Annotated in this window: 13 protein-coding genes; 10 read left to right on the forward strand and 3 right to left on the reverse strand. The window is 45.4% G+C overall.

Translation table 11 applies throughout. From position 1 onward, the window contains the following. Positions 1-24: 24 nt before the first annotated feature. Entirely contained in the window at positions 25-1,728 is a 1,704-nt protein-coding gene (locus ABR189_RS28365) for a S8 family serine peptidase (RefSeq protein WP_354663901.1), read from the reverse strand. A 146-nt stretch (positions 1,729-1,874) separates the two neighbouring features. Further along, positions 1,875-2,978 (reverse strand): tRNA 2-thiouridine(34) synthase MnmA, encoded by a 1,104-nt coding sequence (mnmA, locus tag ABR189_RS28370; RefSeq protein ID WP_354663902.1) that lies wholly within the window; start codon positions 2,976-2,978, stop codon positions 1,875-1,877. A gap of 293 nt (positions 2,979-3,271) precedes the next feature. Here mnmA and ABR189_RS28375 point away from each other — a divergent pair, with 293 nt between their 5' ends. From ABR189_RS28375 to ABR189_RS28395, 5 genes are read left to right on the forward strand one after another with little or no spacing between them, the layout of a single operon-like run. Then, entirely contained in the window at positions 3,272-4,777 is a 1,506-nt protein-coding gene (locus tag ABR189_RS28375) for a tagaturonate reductase (protein ID WP_354663903.1), read from the forward strand. Positions 4,778-4,825: 48 nt separating this feature from the next. Beyond that, positions 4,826-6,214, forward strand: a complete 1,389-nt coding sequence (gene uxaC, locus ABR189_RS28380) for a glucuronate isomerase (protein WP_354663904.1) — start codon at positions 4,826-4,828, stop codon at positions 6,212-6,214. Then, complete coding sequence (locus ABR189_RS28385; protein WP_354663905.1) at positions 6,214-7,212, forward strand: PfkB family carbohydrate kinase; 999 nt, start codon at positions 6,214-6,216, stop codon at positions 7,210-7,212. The genes uxaC and ABR189_RS28385 overlap by 1 nt, the downstream gene beginning before the upstream one ends. Position 7,213: 1 nt before the next feature. Further along, the gene (locus ABR189_RS28390; protein WP_354663906.1) at positions 7,214-7,876 is read left to right on the forward strand and encodes a beta/alpha barrel domain-containing protein; all 663 of its coding nucleotides are present in this window, start codon (positions 7,214-7,216) and stop codon (positions 7,874-7,876) included. A gap of 32 nt (positions 7,877-7,908) precedes the next feature. Then, positions 7,909-9,195: an MFS transporter gene (locus tag ABR189_RS28395; protein WP_354663907.1), complete on the forward strand. Its 1,287-nt coding sequence runs from the start codon at positions 7,909-7,911 to the stop codon at positions 9,193-9,195. Between the two features lie 73 nt (positions 9,196-9,268). Here the strand turns inward: ABR189_RS28395 and ABR189_RS28400 are convergent, their stop codons facing one another. Continuing rightward, on the reverse strand, positions 9,269-10,915 hold the full coding sequence (locus ABR189_RS28400; protein ID WP_354663908.1) for a UxaA family hydrolase: 1,647 nt from the start codon (positions 10,913-10,915) through the stop codon (positions 9,269-9,271). Positions 10,916-11,283: 368 nt separating this feature from the next. Here ABR189_RS28400 and ABR189_RS28405 point away from each other — a divergent pair, with 368 nt between their 5' ends. From ABR189_RS28405 to kduD, 5 genes are all read left to right on the forward strand, one after another. Then, the gene (locus ABR189_RS28405) at positions 11,284-13,230 is read left to right on the forward strand and encodes a heparinase II/III domain-containing protein (protein ID WP_354663909.1); all 1,947 of its coding nucleotides are present in this window, start codon (positions 11,284-11,286) and stop codon (positions 13,228-13,230) included. A gap of 125 nt (positions 13,231-13,355) precedes the next feature. Then, a complete protein-coding gene (locus tag ABR189_RS28410; RefSeq protein ID WP_354663910.1) occupies positions 13,356-14,618 on the forward strand; it encodes a DUF2264 domain-containing protein in 1,263 nt (420 codons plus the stop codon). 75 nt (positions 14,619-14,693) lie between these two features. Further along, entirely contained in the window at positions 14,694-15,536 is an 843-nt protein-coding gene (gene kduI / locus ABR189_RS28415) for a 5-dehydro-4-deoxy-D-glucuronate isomerase (protein WP_354663911.1), read from the forward strand. A 22-nt stretch (positions 15,537-15,558) separates the two neighbouring features. Beyond that, a complete protein-coding gene (locus ABR189_RS28420; protein WP_354663912.1) occupies positions 15,559-17,793 on the forward strand; it encodes a BT3233 family polysaccharide utilization protein in 2,235 nt (744 codons plus the stop codon). A gap of 31 nt (positions 17,794-17,824) precedes the next feature. Beyond that, complete coding sequence (gene kduD / locus ABR189_RS28425; RefSeq protein ID WP_354664013.1) at positions 17,825-18,592, forward strand: 2-dehydro-3-deoxy-D-gluconate 5-dehydrogenase KduD; 768 nt, start codon at positions 17,825-17,827, stop codon at positions 18,590-18,592. The last annotated feature ends 8 nt before the right edge of the window (positions 18,593-18,600 follow it).

An 18,600-nucleotide genomic window follows, 5' to 3' on the forward strand; every position in this document is an offset into this window, starting at 1 on the left:
CTTAAAAAGCAGTAGTCAGGATACTTATAGCTTCACCAGCTTGAGCGTGCTTTTGACAGTGCCTTGTATTACCCGTAAATAATAAACCCCTGCCGGAAGGGAGGAGAGCCCATCCTGCCAGTTAAAATAGCCATAGTTCATATCCACAGCGGGGAGGCTGCGTTTTCTTACTATTCTGCCCGCAGCATCCATTAATTCCAGCATGATCTGCAGGTTGGCTGACGCTTTATAGTATATTCTTAGCTGGTCGTTGAAGGGGTTGGGAAAAGCTTTTACAGGATGATTGTCCAGTGTTTGCCGGATATAAGCAGTATCCTGCAGCTCCATTTTCAGTAACGTATCATAGGCTGCACGGAAATTGGGGATACCATATCCAATGCGGTAGTCCGGCTGTCTGTATTGGCTGCTGCAGGCTTTTACCGCCCGGAGGATATCCATATTGGTGCGGTGAGGAAAAGCCTGCCATAAGCAGGTAACCAGTCCCGCCAGCACGGGGGTAGCATAGGAAGTACCATTGCCACTGGTCAGGGTACCATCTGTATTCACCAGCACGGTACCTACTCCCAGGCCGGCTACATCCGGTTTTATCCTGCCATCCGCAGTAGGGCCATATCCACTGAAAGTCGCCACCTGCAGTGCTTTATCTACTGCTGCCACGGTGAGTACACTATCTGCATCGGCAGGTGTTAACAGGTATTTCCAGGGATGATTACCTTCATTACCGGCTGCATTAACGACGATCATGCCTTTACGTACAGCCAGGGCAGCGGCCTGTGCGATGATGGTGGTTTTACCATCCAGCTGGCTGTAGGTGTGGTTATAATCAGGATTATCAAAAAGATTGTATCCCAGAGAGGAGGAGATAACGTCTACCCCTATACTATCGGCCATTTCGGCGGCGGCTATCCAGTTATGTTCTTCTATGGGCTGTTCCATCCCGTTTTCTTCTGTACGGAACAATACATATTCCGCCTCCGGGGCGGTGCCTACCATCTGGCCGGGCAGGTATGCCGTCAGTGCGGAAAGGCAAAAAGCACCATGTGTACCAAAATCAAATACCTCCGTCGTATTATCGGTGAAATTGTGAGTAGCAATGAGTTGTTGCTGATTACGAAGTTGTGCAAAAGCTTTATTATCACCCACTCCCGAAAATCCTGCATCCAGAATGGCGATGATCATACCTGCTCCGCGTTTTCCTTTATTATGAAGGTATTCTCCTTCATGCAGATGGATCTGATCAAAGGCATTACCATAATAATCAGCTGCGGTACTACGTAAAAGGGGGATGTTTCCGGAATCAACCGTTTCACTGAGCTTTCCGGGAGCTATTGCAGGACCAGGCGCCAGCCGTTGTGCTGCCGGCATGGTTGTTTTTACAAAGGGAAAGCCGTTGATCTTTTGAAGGGCACTGGCATCATTGGTTTGAATGATCACCTGATTAAACCACCTGGAAGTGTACAACACTGTAACGTTACCTGCCCGAAGAATACTGTCCACATAGGCCGGTGTTACGGGAAGATCCGTACTGTCAATGTTGATCTGCTGGCGTTGCCGGCGTTGTATAGCCGCAGGAGATAAATACTGTTCGGGGGCACCTAGCTGGTAAGGCGTGTTCTTTTTATCGGTGAATGAAATAACGTAACGGGGGAGTTGGGCCAGCACAGCTGTGCCGGTAGCTAATATCAGGAAGCAGGAAACCAGGATAGCTGATAGGAGCGGTTTAATCATCAGGTATAGCTTTTGGAATGAGCTACGGCTTATTTTGAAAGCTACGAGCTTTGAGCTACCAGCTGCGAGCTTAAATGCAGCGAAGTATATAATCAACATCTGCAATATACGATAATCGCTCGTGGCTCAAAGCTCATAGCTCGCAGCTATTTCTCCAAAATACTGCCACTTTGGATAATACCACCACCAATCACGTCATTCCCTTCATAAAACACAGCGGACTGTCCTGGAGCGATACCTTTTACTGCTTCGTAAAAGCGCACCTTTACCTTTCCGTTATCGTTATACAGGTTGCTAAGCGCTCCCTGATCTTTGTAGCGTATTTTAGTAGTTGCTTCGAGTCCTTCCGGTATATGGTCGTATTTCACGAGGTTAATTCCCCCTACGTGCATTTCATTCTTTTGCAGCTGGTCTTCATCACCCAGTACTACCGTATTGGTTTCGGGAATGATTTCTGTTACAAACACCGGTTTACCCATTGCTATCAATCCTTTACGCTGCCCGATAGTATAAAATGGATAACCTTTATGTTTACCTACGATCGTACCATCTGCCAGCACAAAGTTGCCCCCATCTACGCGTTCTTCCAGACCTTCTACCTTACGTTTCAGAAAACCGCGGTAGTCATTGTCGGGCACAAAGCAAATTTCATAGCTTTCCGCCTTTTTGGCCAGTTCGGGATAACCAAAATCAAAAGCCATCTGGCGTATTTCAGATTTGCGGTAAGTACCTAAAGGCAGCATGGTACGGCTCAGCACATCCTGCTGCAGGCCCCACAGTACATAACTCTGATCTTTGGTTTCGTCTACCCCCTTGCTGATAATATGACGTCCATTCAGTTCACGGATCTGCCCGTAGTGGCCCGTGGCGATCGCCACACAATCCATCGCATCTGCACGTTTCATCAGCGCACGCCATTTAATATGGGTATTACACAACACACAAGGATTAGGCGTGCGTCCCGCAATGTATTCATCCACGAAATTATTGATCACAAAGTCACCGAATTCCTCCCGGATATCCAGCACAAAATGCGGGAATCCGTGGTGCACCGCCGCCGCCCGTGCATCATTAAAAGAATCCAGGTTGCAGCAGCCGGTTTCCTTTTTGCTGGAACCTGCTGAGGCATAATCCCAGGTTTTCATGGTGATACCCACCACTTCATACCCCTGTTCATGCAACATAAGCGCTGTAACAGTACTATCAATACCGCCACTCATGGCTACCAGCACTTTTCCATGTCTGCTCATTTTATCAGAAAATTTAAGAATGCAAAATTACTTAAAATCCAGCCAACTGCCATTAGCAAGATATTGATAGTGACAATGCTGCTATCAATGAAAGCTATTTAAAATAACAGGAATAATGCAAAAGTAAATGTCTTTTTATTTGATAACCAATTAGTTATTTGTGGAGATGATACAATGACTGCCGGATTGCTTTGACAGATTTTATGCTTAATTTGCCGGAATACTATAAATTGTTAAGGATGAATTATATATTTATCAGCGAAAGGCATCAATATCATCAATAATCAGATTCAATGATTCCACTGTTAAATAAGTCGTACGTATTAAATCACCCCGCTACTGGTGTATCCGGCAGCCACTTTGCTTTTCCGGAAAAAGTATTGCAGTTCGGAACAGGCGTATTGCTGCGCGGACTGGTAGATTACTTAATTGATAAAGCCAACAAACAGGGGATATTTGAAGGCCGGGTGGTGATTGTAAAATCTACACCAGGAGCCGTATCAGAATTTACTGATCAGGACAATTTATACACCACCCATATCAAAGGAATTGCCGGAGGAAAATTGGTTAACAGCTCCCTGATAAACGCTTCTATTAGCCGGGTATTGCAATCGAATGCAGAATGGCAGGAAGTGCTTAAAACTGTGCATCAGTCTACACTTCAGATTATTATATCCAATACTACAGAAGTGGGGATACAATATGTGGAAGAAAACATACTACAGGGTGTGCCTGCTTCTTATCCGGGCAAGCTGCTGGCTGTTTTGTGGGAACGGTTCCAGCATTTTAAAGGTGCTGCCGGCACGGGGATGGTGATAGTACCCACTGAGCTGGTAGTTAACAACGGGCAGTTACTCCGCGAAATCATAGGACAGCTGGCCACCTTTAACCAGCTGCCAGCTGCATTTATGACCTGGCTGGATACAGAAAATCACTTTTGTAATTCTTTGGTAGACCGGATTGTACCGGGTAAGCCGCATAACCTGGCGGAATTGGAAGAAAAAGCCGGGTATACCGATAAGCTGTGGATTGATGTGGAGCCCTTTCTCCTTTGGGCGATTGAAGGTAATGAGCAGGTAAAATCCATATTGTCATTTCATCAGGCTGATCCCCGGATGTTAATTACACCAAGCATAACGCCTTACCGGGAACAAAAGCTGCGGATTCTCAATGGCAGCCATACCGTATCAGTACCATTGGCTTATTTGTCGGGGTTGAATACAGTACATGAGTGCATGGAAGATCCTTACATGAAGGCATTTTTTCAGACAGTGGTCCTGAAAGAAATACTGCCCACCATAGCAGATATCGGTCCTCAGGTAGCTGCTTTTGCACAGGATGTACTGGACCGGTTTGCGAATCCTTTTATTGCACATAAACTATTGAGCATTACCTTCCAGGAAAGCTCTAAAATGAATGCACGTAATGTGCAGACATTCTGCCGCTATTATGCCGGGCAGCAACAGCTGCCAGCCAAAATGTGCCTGGGCTTTGCGGCCATGTTGTTATTCTTAAAACCAGTCAAACAGGAAACCGGTAAATACTATGGCAAGCGGGGAGAAGAATGGTATGTGATCAATGATGATAATGCAGCGGTATTTGCAGCGTACTGGGAGCAGGTTACCTTAACAGATGAGACAACAATCGGGGCAATGGTAGCGGGAATTTGCAGCAATACCCGTTTATGGGAAGAGGACCTCAGCAAGCTACCTGGCTTTACTGCTGCGGTAACTACGCATTTGCTGGGCATGTTACAACAAGGCGTCACTGCTTATACGGCAGGCTACAGCAAGGTATAGTAATACCAGTAGTTCAAATAATGATGTGGACAGATCAAATAATTTCAAATGAGAAAGTTTTTATCGGAAGATTTTTTATTGCAGACAGAAACGGCTAAACGGCTATATTTTGACTATGCCAAGGATATGCCCATCATTGATTATCATAATCACCTGCCACCTGAAGAAATAGCACAAAATAAGGTGTTTGAAAGCCTGACCGCGATGTGGCTGAAAGGCGATCATTACAAATGGAGGGCTATGCGGGCAAACGGGGTGTCTGAACAGTTTATTACCGGAAATACGGATGATTATACCAAATTCAAATATTGGGCAGCTACCACGCCCAGCACCATGCGTAATCCTTTGTATCACTGGACGCACATGGAATTACGCAATCCTTTTGGAATAAAAGAGTTGTTAAATGCAGAGAGCGGGCAACGGATTTATGAACAATGTAATGCGCAACTGGATAAATGGAGTACACAATCCCTGCTGCGTCATTTTAAAGTGAAAGCCTTATGTACCACGGATGACCCCTGTGATTCACTGGAGCATCACCAGGCCATGCAACAATCTGATATCAGGGTGTTGCCAACCTTTCGTCCTGATAAAGCAATAGCAGTAGAAACGCCGGAAGTATTCAATGCTTTTGTGGATAAGCTGGGCATAGTTACCGGAAAAGAGATAGGCACTTATGAAGGGATGTTGGAAGCCCTGCATAGCCGGCATGATTATTTTCATGCGATGGGAGGCCGGTTATCAGATCATGGATTAAACACTTTTTATTTCGCCACTTTTACGCCGGCAGAACTGGAGGCAATTTTTACGCAGGTGCGTGCAGGCAAAGTACCAGCAGGCCAGGATATTGAAAAATTCAAGGCAGCTACCCTTCATTTTATTTGTACCTGGAATCACCGGAAAGGGTGGGTACAACAGTTTCACGTAGGCGCTATCCGTAATAATAACACCCGGTTGCTGAATACCATTGGTGCAGATGCAGGATTGGATTCCATTGGTGATTGGCAGATGGCCAGTGCCATGTCTGCTTTCTTCGACAATCTGGATAGGCAGGACCAGCTCGCCAAAACGATTGTATATAATCTGAACCCTTCGTATAATGAGGTATTTGCTACCATGATGGGTAATTTCCAGGATGGGTCTGTACCCGGGAAAATGCAATTTGGTTCTGGATGGTGGTTCCTCGACCAGAAGGACGGCATGGAAAAACAGATCAATGCATTAAGTAATATGGGATTGTTAAGTCGTTTTGTAGGTATGCTGACTGATTCGAGAAGTTTCTTATCTTACTCGCGACATGAATATTTTCGCCGTATTTTGTGTAACCTGATCGGAAACGATGTAGAAAACGGAGAACTACCAGCTGACGTTGACTGGTTAGGCAAAATGGTACAGGATATCAGCTACAATAACGCAAAAGCATATTTTAATTTTTAATGCAGCCTGTTAAAGTTATTTCATTCGGAGAGATTTTATTACGCTTATCCCCCAATTGGGGTAGTAATACTGCGGCTTTTTATGTAGGTGGGGCCGAGGCTAATGTAGCCGCTGCATTAGGCCGTTGGGGCACACCGGTGGCCTATATCAGCAGGATGCCCGAAAACGGGCTGTCCAGGCAGATACAGCAGCAACTGGAAGCCCAGCACGTGAGTACCGACAGAATGCTGTGGGGAGGTGAACGCATCGGTACTTATTATCTGGCGCAGGGCAGTGATCTGAAACATGCAGAGGTAGTATATGACCGTAAATATTCTGCTATCAGTGAACTACAGCCGGGTACGGTTGACTGGGATACATTGCTGGATGGCGCACAATGGTTTCACTGGAGTGCTATTACCCCCGCATTGAATCCCCAGGCGGTGCAGGTATGTAAGGAAGCATTGGAAGCTGCTACCAGGAAAGGATTGATCATTTCCACTGATCTTAATTATCGCAGTAAGTTATGGCAGTATGGTAAAAAGCCATTTGAGATCATGCCTGAATTAGTGCAGTATTGTGATGTGGTGATGGGCAATATATGGGCTGCTCATCAAATGCTGGATACCAGGCTGAATACGGTAGCATTGGAAACAGCCGGCAAAGAAGTATACCTGGAGCAGGCCGCCATCGTGGCAAAGGAGATCACAGAAAAGTACCCCCGGTGTAAACGGGTGGCATTTACCTACCGTTTTTCTGATGGGCCCACACATAATTTGTATTACGCCACTTATTATCATGATGGTAAGTTGTCTGTTTCCCGGCAATATGAAACCAATGAGGTAGTAGATCGTGTAGGCAGCGGAGATTGTTTTATGGCAGGGCTGATCCATGGGCAACTGAACGGCGACAGTGATCAGCAGATTATTTCATTTGCTGCCGCAGCCGCTTATTCTAAATTGTTTATGGCAGGTGATTTTAATTTAACGGATAAAGCAGATATTTTAAAACTGATATAATATGATTCCTCAACCAGCGATAGTAGTAGCAGCTTTTGAACGTAGTGGTATCATACCGGTTTTTTATGATGACGATGCAGCTGTTTGTTGTCAGGTATTACAGGCTTGTTATGATGCAGGTATACGTGTATTTGAATTTACCAACAGGGGAGAAAACGCCCGCAGGAATTTTGCTGCCATGCGGGACCTGAAAACAGCCGGTATGCCGGATCTTTTTTTAGGCATCGGTACTATAAAAAGTGTGGATGATGCCAAAGCATATACCGGTATGGGAGCTGATTTTATCGTAAGCCCTATTACAGATGCCACCATTGGTAGTTATTGCCAAACTGAAAATATCCTTTGGGTGCCTGGTTGTATGACACCCACCGAAATAGATGTAGCAGAGAAGAATAATGCCACTTTTGTAAAACTGTTTCCGGGAAACGTATTAGGACCTGGATTTGTAAAGGCTGTCAAACCTTTATTCCCCCATATGAAGTTCATGCCAACCGGGGGAGTAGAACCAACTATAGAAAGCATGAAATCATGGTTTGATACAGGGGTGGTATGTGTAGGAATGGGATCTAACCTATTGTCCAGACAAGTGATTGAAAACAAAGACTGGGCAGCCTTGAAAGAAAAAATAATGCAAACGCTTTCCTTGTTGAAAGGCAAGCGCTGATTGATGCCTTTATAAATTCCAAAATTATTGTAATGAGTTCCACGACTATCGGAAAGTACCGCTGGGGCATTTGCGCCTTATTGTTTTTTGCTACCACTATTAACTACCTCGACAGGCAGGTATTAGGGTTGTTGAAGCCCATGTTGGAGAAAGAGTTTAGCTGGACAGAAAGTGATTATGGCAATATTGTAATGGCCTTTTCTGCCACATATGCACTGGGTTTGTTGTTCTTTGGAAGAATTGTAGATGCTATCGGTACCAAGATGGGATATACCGTTTCTATTATCGTCTGGAGCATTGCGGCTATGGCACATGCGCTGGCTAAAACCACCCTTGGATTTGGCATAGCACGGGCCTTTCTGGGCATAGGAGAGTCGGGGAATTTTCCGGTAGCGATTAAGTCAGTAGCAGAATGGTTTCCCAAAAAAGAACGTGCATTGGCTACCGGTATTTTTAATTCCGGCGCTAATATCGGAGCGGTAGCTGCTCCCGCGGTAGTGCCCTGGCTGGCAGGTACTTATGGCTGGCAGGAAGCTTTTATCTGGACCGGGGTAGTAGGTTTTGTATGGCTTATTTTCTGGTGGTTTATGTATGAAGTACCTGCCAAACATAAAAAGCTCTCTAAAGCAGAGTTTGATCATATCCATAGTGATAATGCACCTGGGTATGTTGCTGAAACAAAAAGGGTACCCTGGGTCAAATTATTCAGTATCCGTCAAACCTGGGCTTTTGTATTCGGAAAATTGTTGACAGACCCTATCTGGTGGTTCTTTTTATTCTGGCTGCCTTCTTACTTTTCCACTACTTTCCACCTGGACATAAAGAACCTGGGTTTGCCATTGATTGTAGTATATACTGCTACCACAGTGGGTAGCATTGGTGGAGGGTATCTTTCCTCCTGGCTGATCAAGATAGGCTGGCCGGTGTTTAAAGCAAGAAAGGTTTCCATGTTCATCTTTGCAGTATGTGTAGTACCTATCATGTTTGCCAAGCAAACAAATAATATATGGGTAGTAGTAGCACTGATCAGTCTGGCAGCAGCAGCACATCAGGCATGGTCTGCTAATATATTTACCACTGCATCAGATATGTTTCCCAAGTATGCCGTAAGTTCTGTAGTAGGTATAGGAGGAATGGCTGGCTCCGTGGGAGGGATTATATTTCCATTGATAGTAGGTGGGCTGCTGGACCATTATAAAGCATTAGGCAATATCGGTGCCGGGTATAATGTGCTGTTTATTATTTGTGGGTGCATGTATTTACTGGCCTGGTTGGTGATGCATTTCTTTGCACCTAAAATGGAAGAAGTAAAGATTTAAACATAGCTATACAAATGAATTAAAAAAGCGCCGGGATTCAATCCCGGCGCTTTTTTAGTTAGCAGTCATAAGTTTAAAGACTTACCCCACGTTTCCAGGGAATAAAGTCATCCTGTTGAAGAATTTCAGCTTTGGTATGTACTTCCCCGCTGGCCGATTTTACTACAAATTCCAGGATCTGTTCGCCCATTTGTGCAATAGTGTGTTGTCCGCTGATGATGGTACCGGTATCTATATCAATGATATCAGGCATGCGTTGTGCAAGTCTGGTATTGGTAGCCAGCTTTACCACCGGAGCGATCGGATTGCCGGTAGGCGTACCCAGGCCTGTGGTGAATAAAACAATATTGGCACCTGATCCTACCTCTGCAGAAGTGGATTCTACATCGTTACCTGGTGTACACAGCAGGTTCAATCCGGGTTTTTTAACATATTCTGTATAGTCCAGCACATCCGTAACCGGAGAGGTACCCCCTTTTTTGGCAGCCCCGGCAGATTTAATAGCATCCGTGATAAGGCCATCTTTAATATTACCGGGAGAAGGGTTCATATAAAAACCGGAACCAACAGATTGGGCCTGGTTTTCATACGCGCGCATAATGCGGATGAATTTTTCCGAAGTATCTGTTGTTTCACACCGATTGATTAACTCCTGTTCTACACCACACAGCTCAGGGAATTCTGATAAAATGGAGGTGCCACCCAAGGCTACCAGCATATCGGAAGTATGCCCTACAGCAGGGTTTGCAGAGATACCGGAGAAGCCGTCAGAACCGCCACATTCCAGTCCGATAACCAGTTTAGATAAAGGGCTGGGCTGGCGGGTTATTTTATTGGCCGCTATCAGCGCCATAAAGGTATCTTTAATGGCATTGGATAACATGGCAAACTCAGAACTGCTTTTCTGCTGTTCGAATACCAGTACCGGCTTGTCAAATGAAGGGTTCAGTTTCTTTACCGACTCCATCAATATAGACACTTGCGCGTGCTGGCAGCCAAGGCTCAGAATAGTAGCTCCTGCTACATTGGGATGGTGTATATACCCTGCCAATAGTGCACATAAAGCGTCAGAATCCTGACGGGTGCCGCCACAACCACCTTCATGGGTAAGAAATTTTATACCATCAATGTTCGGGAATATATTATTACGTTTGCTCGTATGCGTTACTGTTTCAGGAGAATAGTTGCTGATACTTTCAAGATCCCCTTTTTTATAGAACTCTACCAGATCATTTACCTGTTCATTATATACTTCAGTAGGAGCAAATCCCAGTCCTTTTTCAAAGGCAGTTTTGATCACATTTACATTTCTGTTCTCACAAAATACCAGTGGTATTACCAGCCAGTAGTTGCGCGTTCCTACCTGTCCGTCTTTACGATGGTACCCCATAAAGGTCCTGGTTTTCCAGGCACTCACATCAGGTTGCTGCCATTGGATATTACCCTCTTTTTGATGAAAGGCATTGGCATCATGTGCCACATTGGAAGTAGTGAGCGGGCTGCCTTTGGTAATAGGCTGCGTGGCCTTACCTACCAAAACGCCATACATGGTAATAGCGTCGCCTGGTTGAAGATCTGAAACCGGGAACTTATGTTTGGCAGGTATATTACCCGATAAGGAAATTGCGGTGCCATTAAACTGTATATCAGTACCTGCTGATAAGTCCTGTAGGGCTACCAGCACGTTATCTTTCGGATGTATTTGTAAGTAAGTGTTCATGATGGCTAAAGTAGAAAATATGCTATCCGGCTGTTAATACTAAAATATTAATCCTTAATAAGATTTTGCCTATTTGCAAAAGCTGCTGTAACATTTGCTGGATGCAGCTTACAAAGGTAAATAATCTCTGTGGAAGCCGCGCAAATCCCTTTCGAAATTCATCCAAAACCATACTTTTTGATGAGATTATGATATAACCTGATAGTTATTTAACAAAATTGCCGGTTGCTGTAAATCATTTTTCCGTTTACGGATGTCTTTTAGAATAAAGTAGAAGAAATATTATCTTCAGATTCAGCAACCAATACCTGATACTTAGATCTGACTATTTACAGCCGCATAACTGTTTATAAACCCACGTAACAATAATGAGAAAGTATTTAATACTTATTGCCATACTGCTCACCTGTACAACCTTTACATTGCGGGCACAGGAGCAGCGCAATCTGTTGGCCGGCACTTTTACCGCTGCTCAGTTGAAAGCAGATTTACTGCCGGATACCAAATGGGTGGATTTTCCGGCTTATGATAACCGGGAAGCCTGGGATAAGTTATTGCCGGCATATAAAGCCGCATTGATCAGCTATGGAGAAAGTGCACTTCCCTATAAGTGGCAGCTGGTGCCGGCCACAGCATACCTTGACTATGTACGTACCGGCAATCGTACCAGTATGCAAAATATTTATAATGCTAATGTTGCTCATTTAAAAGGACTGGTACTGGCAGAACTGGCTGAGGGGAAAGGCCGCTTTACCGATCAGATCATCAATGGGGTATGGGCGTTTTGTGAAATGACAACCTGGTCATTATCTGCACATCTCAGTGCACAAAAGAAGGGGCTGGGTATCCCCGATATAAATGACCCCATTATTGATCTGGAGGTAGGTAATACCGGGGCTTTGCTGGCCTGGGTGCACTACTTCTTCCATGATGCATTTGATAAGGTAAACCCGCTGATTGCTGCCCGTATCCGGTATGAAATTAACCGGCAGGTGTTGACGCCTTATTATCAGCGGGATGATTTCTGGTGGATGGCTTTCAGGAATGACAAGTTTGTGAATAACTGGAATGTATGGGTCAATTATAATGTATTGAATTGCATTTTACTGATAGAAACAGATCCGGAAAAAAGAGTAGCAGGTGTTTATAAAACCATGCGGTCCGTAGACAAGTTCATCAATTACTATAAGGCCGATGGCGGTTGTGAAGAAGGCCCTGCCTATTGGGAGAGCGCCGGCGGTATGTTGTACGGGTATCTGGCATTGTTATTTCAGGGAACCGGTGGTAAGGTTAATAAATTTGATCATGACCTGGTGAAAAATATAGGCAGGTATATTTATCGTGCGTATATCAATGACCGTTACTATATCAACTTCGCAGATGCGGCTGCCCAATTAAGTCAGCCAGCAGGATTAATCTACACTTATGGAAAAGCGATTGGTGATGATCAGATGAAAGGATTTGGCAGTTTCCTGGCACACCAGCAGCACTGGGATACCCGTGTTCCGCAGGAAACGTTGCAGGCTACTGTGGAAAACCTGTGGCTGGCTGGGGAAATAATGGATTATCCCCCGGCAGCCCCTTTACTGGGTGATTGCTGGCTGTCAGGTACACAGATACTGGCAGCACGGGATAAGGCAGGTACTGCAAATGGGTTTTATTTTGCTGCCAAGGGCGGGCATAATAACGAAAGCCACAATCATAATGATGTAGGCACTTTTATGCTTTATTATGATGGCAAACCGGTGTTTATTGATATTGGCAGCGAAGTATATACCCGGCAAACCTTTGGGCCGGAACGTTATACTATCTGGACAATGCGGTCTGTTTATCATAACCTCCCTTTTATTAATGGTATAGAACAGCATGTCGGCGCGCAATTTGCAGCACGTAATCCTGTCTATAAGGCTACCCCATCTACGGTATCCTTTTCGCTCGATCTGGCTAAAGCATATCCCGATAGCGCCGGAATAAATACCTGGTACAGAGCCTACCTGCTGAAAAGAGGACAATCATTTACCATTACAGATGAGTACAACCTGGTGGAGAATAACGGGAAAACCGCAGTGCATTTTATGAGTAGTTGCCGGCCCCATATTCTTCAACCTGGAATACTGCGTTTAAGTGGAGAAGGGTTTGAATTAAATATGCTGTATCCCGCAAGTAGTGCGGCGCCTGTTATAGAAGATATATTAATCAAAGATGAGCGGCTGCTGCAGTCGTGGCCCCCGCATGTATACAGGATCATATTTCCCCTGACCAGCCAACAGCTGAAAGGCAAAATGTGGTGGAAGATCCAATCAGCAACTAAGTAATACGGACCCGGAAAATAAAGCATCCATATAAATGCCTTGTATTTTGCAAACGTTTGCATAACTTAGTATAAAACAGGCAGCTTACCTGCCTTTCCACGTATTGAATCTAATAAAAGCAGCTGCACTTGGAACGTAGAAACTTTATTAAGATAGCACCGCTGGCGGGTTTGGCCGGCGTTATTACTCCGGGGCGGGTACTGTCAGGTACCTCATCACCGTTGCCAACTGCCACCTCCTTGATGGAGCATGACAGGCAGTACTGGACACAGTTACTAGTCAGGATCTGCAGTCCGGTTATTGAAAATATGAGCCGGGGTACTCTAAAAAAGAATCTGCCATTGGAATTGGGAAAAGGATATGGACTGGACGTAAAGCAGGTGACTTATCTGGAAGCTTTTGGACGGACCATTTCGGGAATGGCACCGTGGCTGGCCTTACCTGATGACGTTACCGCAGAAGGCAGAACAAGGAAACGGCTGCGGGAACAGGTGCTGCAAGGTATTGTAAATGGTGTAGATCCGGGATCGCCGGACTATCTCAATTTTCGTACGGAAGCACAGCCTTTGGTAGATGCGGCGTTTTTATGTCATGCTTTTTTAAGGGCGCCGGATGCTTTATGGCATCCGCTGGATCATGTTACAAAGGAACGCGTAATAAAAGAGCTGAGAGAACTACGGCGTATTAAGCCTGGCTATAACAACTGGTTACTGTTTGCCGCTATCATTGAAACCTTCTTTTTGTTTATCAATGAAGACTGGGAACCGATGCGTACCATGGTGGCCATTCAGAAAATGAAGGAATGGTATGCCGGCGATGGCTGGTATAGTGATGGTGCACAATTTTCAATGGATTATTATAATGGTTATGTCATCCATCCTATGTTGACAGATATCCTGAAAGTATTGATGGATAAAGGGAAGGGGACTAAGGCGGATTATGAGCAGGCAATCAGGAGGATGCAACGTTTTGCTGCATTGCAGGAACGCATGATTGCTCCTGATGGTACTTACCCTGCATTAGGGAGGTCTATGACTTACCGTACCGCTGCATTTCAACCGCTAGTCCAGCTGGCATTGCAACATCAGTTACCGGAAGAACTATCGCCTGCACAGGTACGTTGTGCACTTACCGCTGTGATGAAACGGGTATATGAAATGAAAGGAACCTTTGACGGAAAAGGATGGCTGCAGCTGGGTATTTGCGGGCATCAGCCGGAAGTAGCGGATACCTATACTTCTACCGGCAGCCTTTATTTATGTACCAGCGGTTTTCTGGCGTTAGGATTACCCCCGGAAGATCCCTTCTGGTCTGCCCCGCCGGAAGAATGGACTGCACAGAAATTGTGGTCAGGTAAGCCTATCAGAAAAGACTACCACGTAAGTTATTAGCATATTAAATACAAAGGCAGCAGGTGTCAGCATTTATCAGCATGATTCACTTTAAAAAAAATAAACAATCTGTATATGAGCACGTATTATGAATCCAGGTATGCCAGCAGCCCTAGTGAGGTGAAGCAGCTGGATACAGCTAAGCTGAGGGAAGCTTTTTTTATTGAGCAGGTATTTGAAGCAGATGCTATTCGCTGGGTATATACCCATTACGACCGTTATATGGCAGGTGGAGCTATGCCGGTAACAGATGCACTGACACTGGACAGCATTGACTTGCTGAAAGCAGACTATTTCCTGGAACGCCGGGAATTGGGAATGATCAATGTAGGCGGTGAAGGGTTGGTATTGGTAGATGGGGAGGAATTTGAACTGGCTTATAAAGAGGCCTTGTATATAGGGCAAGGAAACAGGCAGGTGGTATTTAGTAGCAAGGATGCTGCAAATCCTGCTAAGTTTTATCTTAACTCCACACCTGCCCATCAGCATTATCCTACCCGTAAGGTAGCGAAGACAGATGCAGAAGTGGTTACGCTGGGCGCCTTGGAAACTTCCAATCACCGTACGATTAATAAGCTGCTGGTCAATTCCGTATTGGAAACCTGCCAGCTGCAAATGGGAATGACGGAGCTGAAACCAGGCAGCGTCTGGAATACAATGCCTGCGCATACGCACGACAGGCGAATGGAAGTATACTTTTATTTTGAAGTACCCGAAGGGCAGTCCGTATGCCATTTTATGGGAGAACCCCAGGAAACCCGGCATATCTGGCTGCAGAACGAACAGGCGGTGATTTCACCACCCTGGTCTATCCACTCCGGAGCAGGAACCAGTAACTATACTTTTATATGGGGAATGGCGGGAGAGAACCTGGACTACGGAGATATGGATTTCTGTGCTATTCAAGAATTAAGATAATGACATTATAATAAGCGTAAGCATGATGATAAAAAAAACATTCACCAGCGGGGTGCTGAGTTTGCTTATCCTGAACAGTGTGATAGCGGTTCCTGTATCCGCTGGCACTGGTAAGCCGGTTGCCGTTGTTACAGCAGCAAGGTATACCGGCGATTATCCGGCAGACGCCATCCGCCGGGTGATGGTAAAGGTAGGCTCCTGGCAATGGAAACATATTGAACGAAAGGGCTGGAGCTATGCACAAACCGATTGGACCAATGGCGCCATGTATGCCGGGATGATGGCATTGAATCAGGTAGCTGATTCACCTGCATATATGCAGCACCTTTTGCGTGTGGGAGAAGATAATCAGTGGAATACCGGTCCTTACCGTTTTTTTGCAGATGATTATTGCATCGGACAGATGTATGCGCAGCTTTACAGTATATATCAGCAGCCGGAGATGATTGAAAAGTTCCGGCTGCTGGCAGATAGTATTGTTGCCCAACCACATGATGAACCTTTGGAATGGGTCAATAATATTCATTTGCGGGAGTGGGCCTGGTGTGATGCTTTGTTTATGGGACCTCCTGCGTTGGCGTATTTATCTACAGCTACCGGCGATCTGAAATACCTGCAAACGGCTTCAAAACTATGGTGGAAAACATCTGACTTTTTATTCGATCGCGAAGAAAATTTATACTACCGGGATGGACGTTTTATCCCACAACGCGAAAAGAACGGAAAAAAAGTTTTCTGGAGCCGGGGAAATGGTTGGGTAATGGGTGGCTTGGCCAGGATGATGGATAATATGCCCGCCGGTTTTCCGGACAGACCCAAGTTTGAAGACCAGTTTAAAAAGATGGCTTATCGGGTGGCGGGCTTACAAACAGCTGATGGCACCTGGCATGCCAGTTTGCTGGATCCAGATAACTATCCGGCTAAAGAAACCAGTGGCACCGGCTTTTATGTATATGCACTTACCTGGGGTATTAATAATGGCTTGTTGCCGGAGAAAGATTTTCTGCCGGTGATTCAAAAAGGATGGCAGGCATTACTGGATTGTGTACAGGAAGATGGTAAACTTGGATTTGTGCAGATACCGGCTGCTGCTCCCGGACAGGCTACCGCTAATGACACAGAGGTATATGGGGTGGGCGCCTTTTTACTGGCTGGAGCAGAACTGATCAAATATGATATCAGCAAACGTGCGGAAGTACGGATTGCCGTTAACAATGCCTCCGGAGTAAACAGGCAGGGAACTTTGGTAGAAATACCCTATACGGATATTTCCAAAAAGCTGGATAAGGCTACCAGAAAATCATTCAAGATCGTAAACCTGCTGAATCTGCAGGAAATCCCCTATCAACTTATCTATGAAGGTGGGAAAGAAGTAAAGAAAATAGCATTGCAGGTGAGTGTGATACCTGGAGGAAGTATTACCGCTGCAGTGGTTGCCGGTGCACCTGCTGCCATACCGGCCCAGGCTTATGGACGTTATGTACCGGAACGAAAGGATGACTATGCCTGGGAAAATGATAAGATTGCTTTTCGTATGTACGGGCCTGCACTGGACAAATTTCCAAATGAAAATGCACATGGTATTGATGTATGGGGAAAGCGTACTAAAGAGATGGTGATTGATCAATGGTATAAACTGGACAATTATCATCATGACAATGGGCAAGGATTGGATTTCTACAGCGTAGGGCTGACATTGGGAGCGGGTGATATAGCACCCTATATCGGAGATTCCATTTATTTCTCCCCTAAGTACAAAACCTATAAAGTGCTGGATAACGGGCCGTTAAGAACTACATTTCAATTGATCTATGACACCTGGCAGGTAAATAATATGCCCGTATCCGTTATTAAAACTATTTCACTGGATGCAGGGTCACAGCTGAATAAAATGTCGGTACAATATACATTTAAAGGCAAAGAGTTGCCGGTGGTAACAGGGCTTGTTAAGCGTGCTTCAGCAGGTACCGTACTCCTGGATGAGCAGCATGGTGTGATGGGCTACTGGGAACCACAACATGGGGAAGATGGTACAATCGGTACCGGATGTGTATTTACAACCCCTGTACCACAATTACTAACAGACAGGAAACATTTGCTGGCACCAGGAGTAGCTGGTAATCATCAGGACTTTGTGTATTACACCGGCGCCGCCTGGAGTAAAGGAGGGGCAATAGCTGATGCACAGCAATGGTTTTCTTACCTGGAAGATTTTGCAAAAGGATTAAAAGCGCCTTTGAAAGTCAGGGTGTGGTAATAGCAGGCATAACATTTAATCAAATAAAATGATGGTCTTGAATCTATTTAATCTGCAGGGAAAGGTAGCACTGGTAACAGGCTGCAAAAGAGGCATTGGCCAGGCCATGGCGATTGCCCTGGCAGAAGCCGGCGCAGATATTATTGGAGTATCTGCTTCTCTCGAAAAAAGTGGCAGTGAGGTAGAAAAAGCAATCACCGCTACCGGACGGAAATTTTATGCTTATCAGTGTGATTTTAATAACCGCGCTGCATTATATGAGTTTATAAAGACAGTGCAACAGGAACATCCTGAGATTGACATATTGGTAAACAATGCGGGGACCATCTTACGGAAGCCTGCTGCAGAACATCCGGATGAATACTGGGATGAAGTGATCAATATCAACCTGAATGCGCAGTTTATTCTTACCCGAGAAATAGGGAAGCAGATGGTAGCGCGGGGAAGTGGAAAGGTCATTTTTACTGCCTCCCTGCTTACTTTCCAGGGAGGGATTAATGTGCCGGGCTATGCTGCGAGTAAAGGAGCCGTAGGGTCGCTGGTAAAAGCATTTGCAAATGAATGGGCGGCCAAAGGCGTGAATGTAAATGCTATTGCTCCCGGCTACATCGCTACAGATAATACAGCAGCCCTGCGTGCGGATGAACAACGCAGCAGCGCTATTATGGAGCGGATACCTGCCGGCCGCTGGGGACAACCGGCCGATTTTAAAGGCCCGGTAGTATTCCTGGCTGCTGCGGCATCCGATTATGTGCATGGTACCATTATGACGGTGGACGGAGGATGGATGGGCAGATAACAGGACGA

Origin of the sequence: Chitinophaga sp. H8 (assembly GCF_040567655.1) — a bacterium.
GTDB lineage: Bacteria > Bacteroidota > Bacteroidia > Chitinophagales > Chitinophagaceae > Chitinophaga > Chitinophaga defluvii.

Excerpts from the sequence above, each read along its gene's own strand:
- uxaC (WP_354663904.1), top strand. The coding sequence starts at position 4,826 with ATGAGAAAGTTTTTATCGGAAGATTTTTTATTGCAGACAGAAACGGCT.
- ABR189_RS28385 (WP_354663905.1), top strand. The coding sequence starts at position 6,214 with ATGCAGCCTGTTAAAGTTATTTCATTCGGAGAGATTTTATTACGCTTA.
- ABR189_RS28420 (WP_354663912.1), top strand. The coding sequence starts at position 15,559 with ATGATGATAAAAAAAACATTCACCAGCGGGGTGCTGAGTTTGCTTATC.
- ABR189_RS28375 (WP_354663903.1), top strand. The coding sequence starts at position 3,272 with ATGATTCCACTGTTAAATAAGTCGTACGTATTAAATCACCCCGCTACT.
- ABR189_RS28390 (WP_354663906.1), top strand. The coding sequence starts at position 7,214 with ATGATTCCTCAACCAGCGATAGTAGTAGCAGCTTTTGAACGTAGTGGT.
- mnmA (WP_354663902.1), bottom strand. The coding sequence starts at position 2,978 with ATGAGCAGACATGGAAAAGTGCTGGTAGCCATGAGTGGCGGTATTGAT.
- ABR189_RS28400 (WP_354663908.1), bottom strand. The coding sequence starts at position 10,915 with ATGAACACTTACTTACAAATACATCCGAAAGATAACGTGCTGGTAGCC.
- kduD (WP_354664013.1), top strand. The coding sequence starts at position 17,825 with ATGGTCTTGAATCTATTTAATCTGCAGGGAAAGGTAGCACTGGTAACA.
- ABR189_RS28405 (WP_354663909.1), top strand. The coding sequence starts at position 11,284 with ATGAGAAAGTATTTAATACTTATTGCCATACTGCTCACCTGTACAACC.
- kduI (WP_354663911.1), top strand. The coding sequence starts at position 14,694 with ATGAGCACGTATTATGAATCCAGGTATGCCAGCAGCCCTAGTGAGGTG.
- ABR189_RS28395 (WP_354663907.1), top strand. The coding sequence starts at position 7,909 with ATGAGTTCCACGACTATCGGAAAGTACCGCTGGGGCATTTGCGCCTTA.
- ABR189_RS28365 (WP_354663901.1), bottom strand. The coding sequence starts at position 1,728 with ATGATTAAACCGCTCCTATCAGCTATCCTGGTTTCCTGCTTCCTGATA.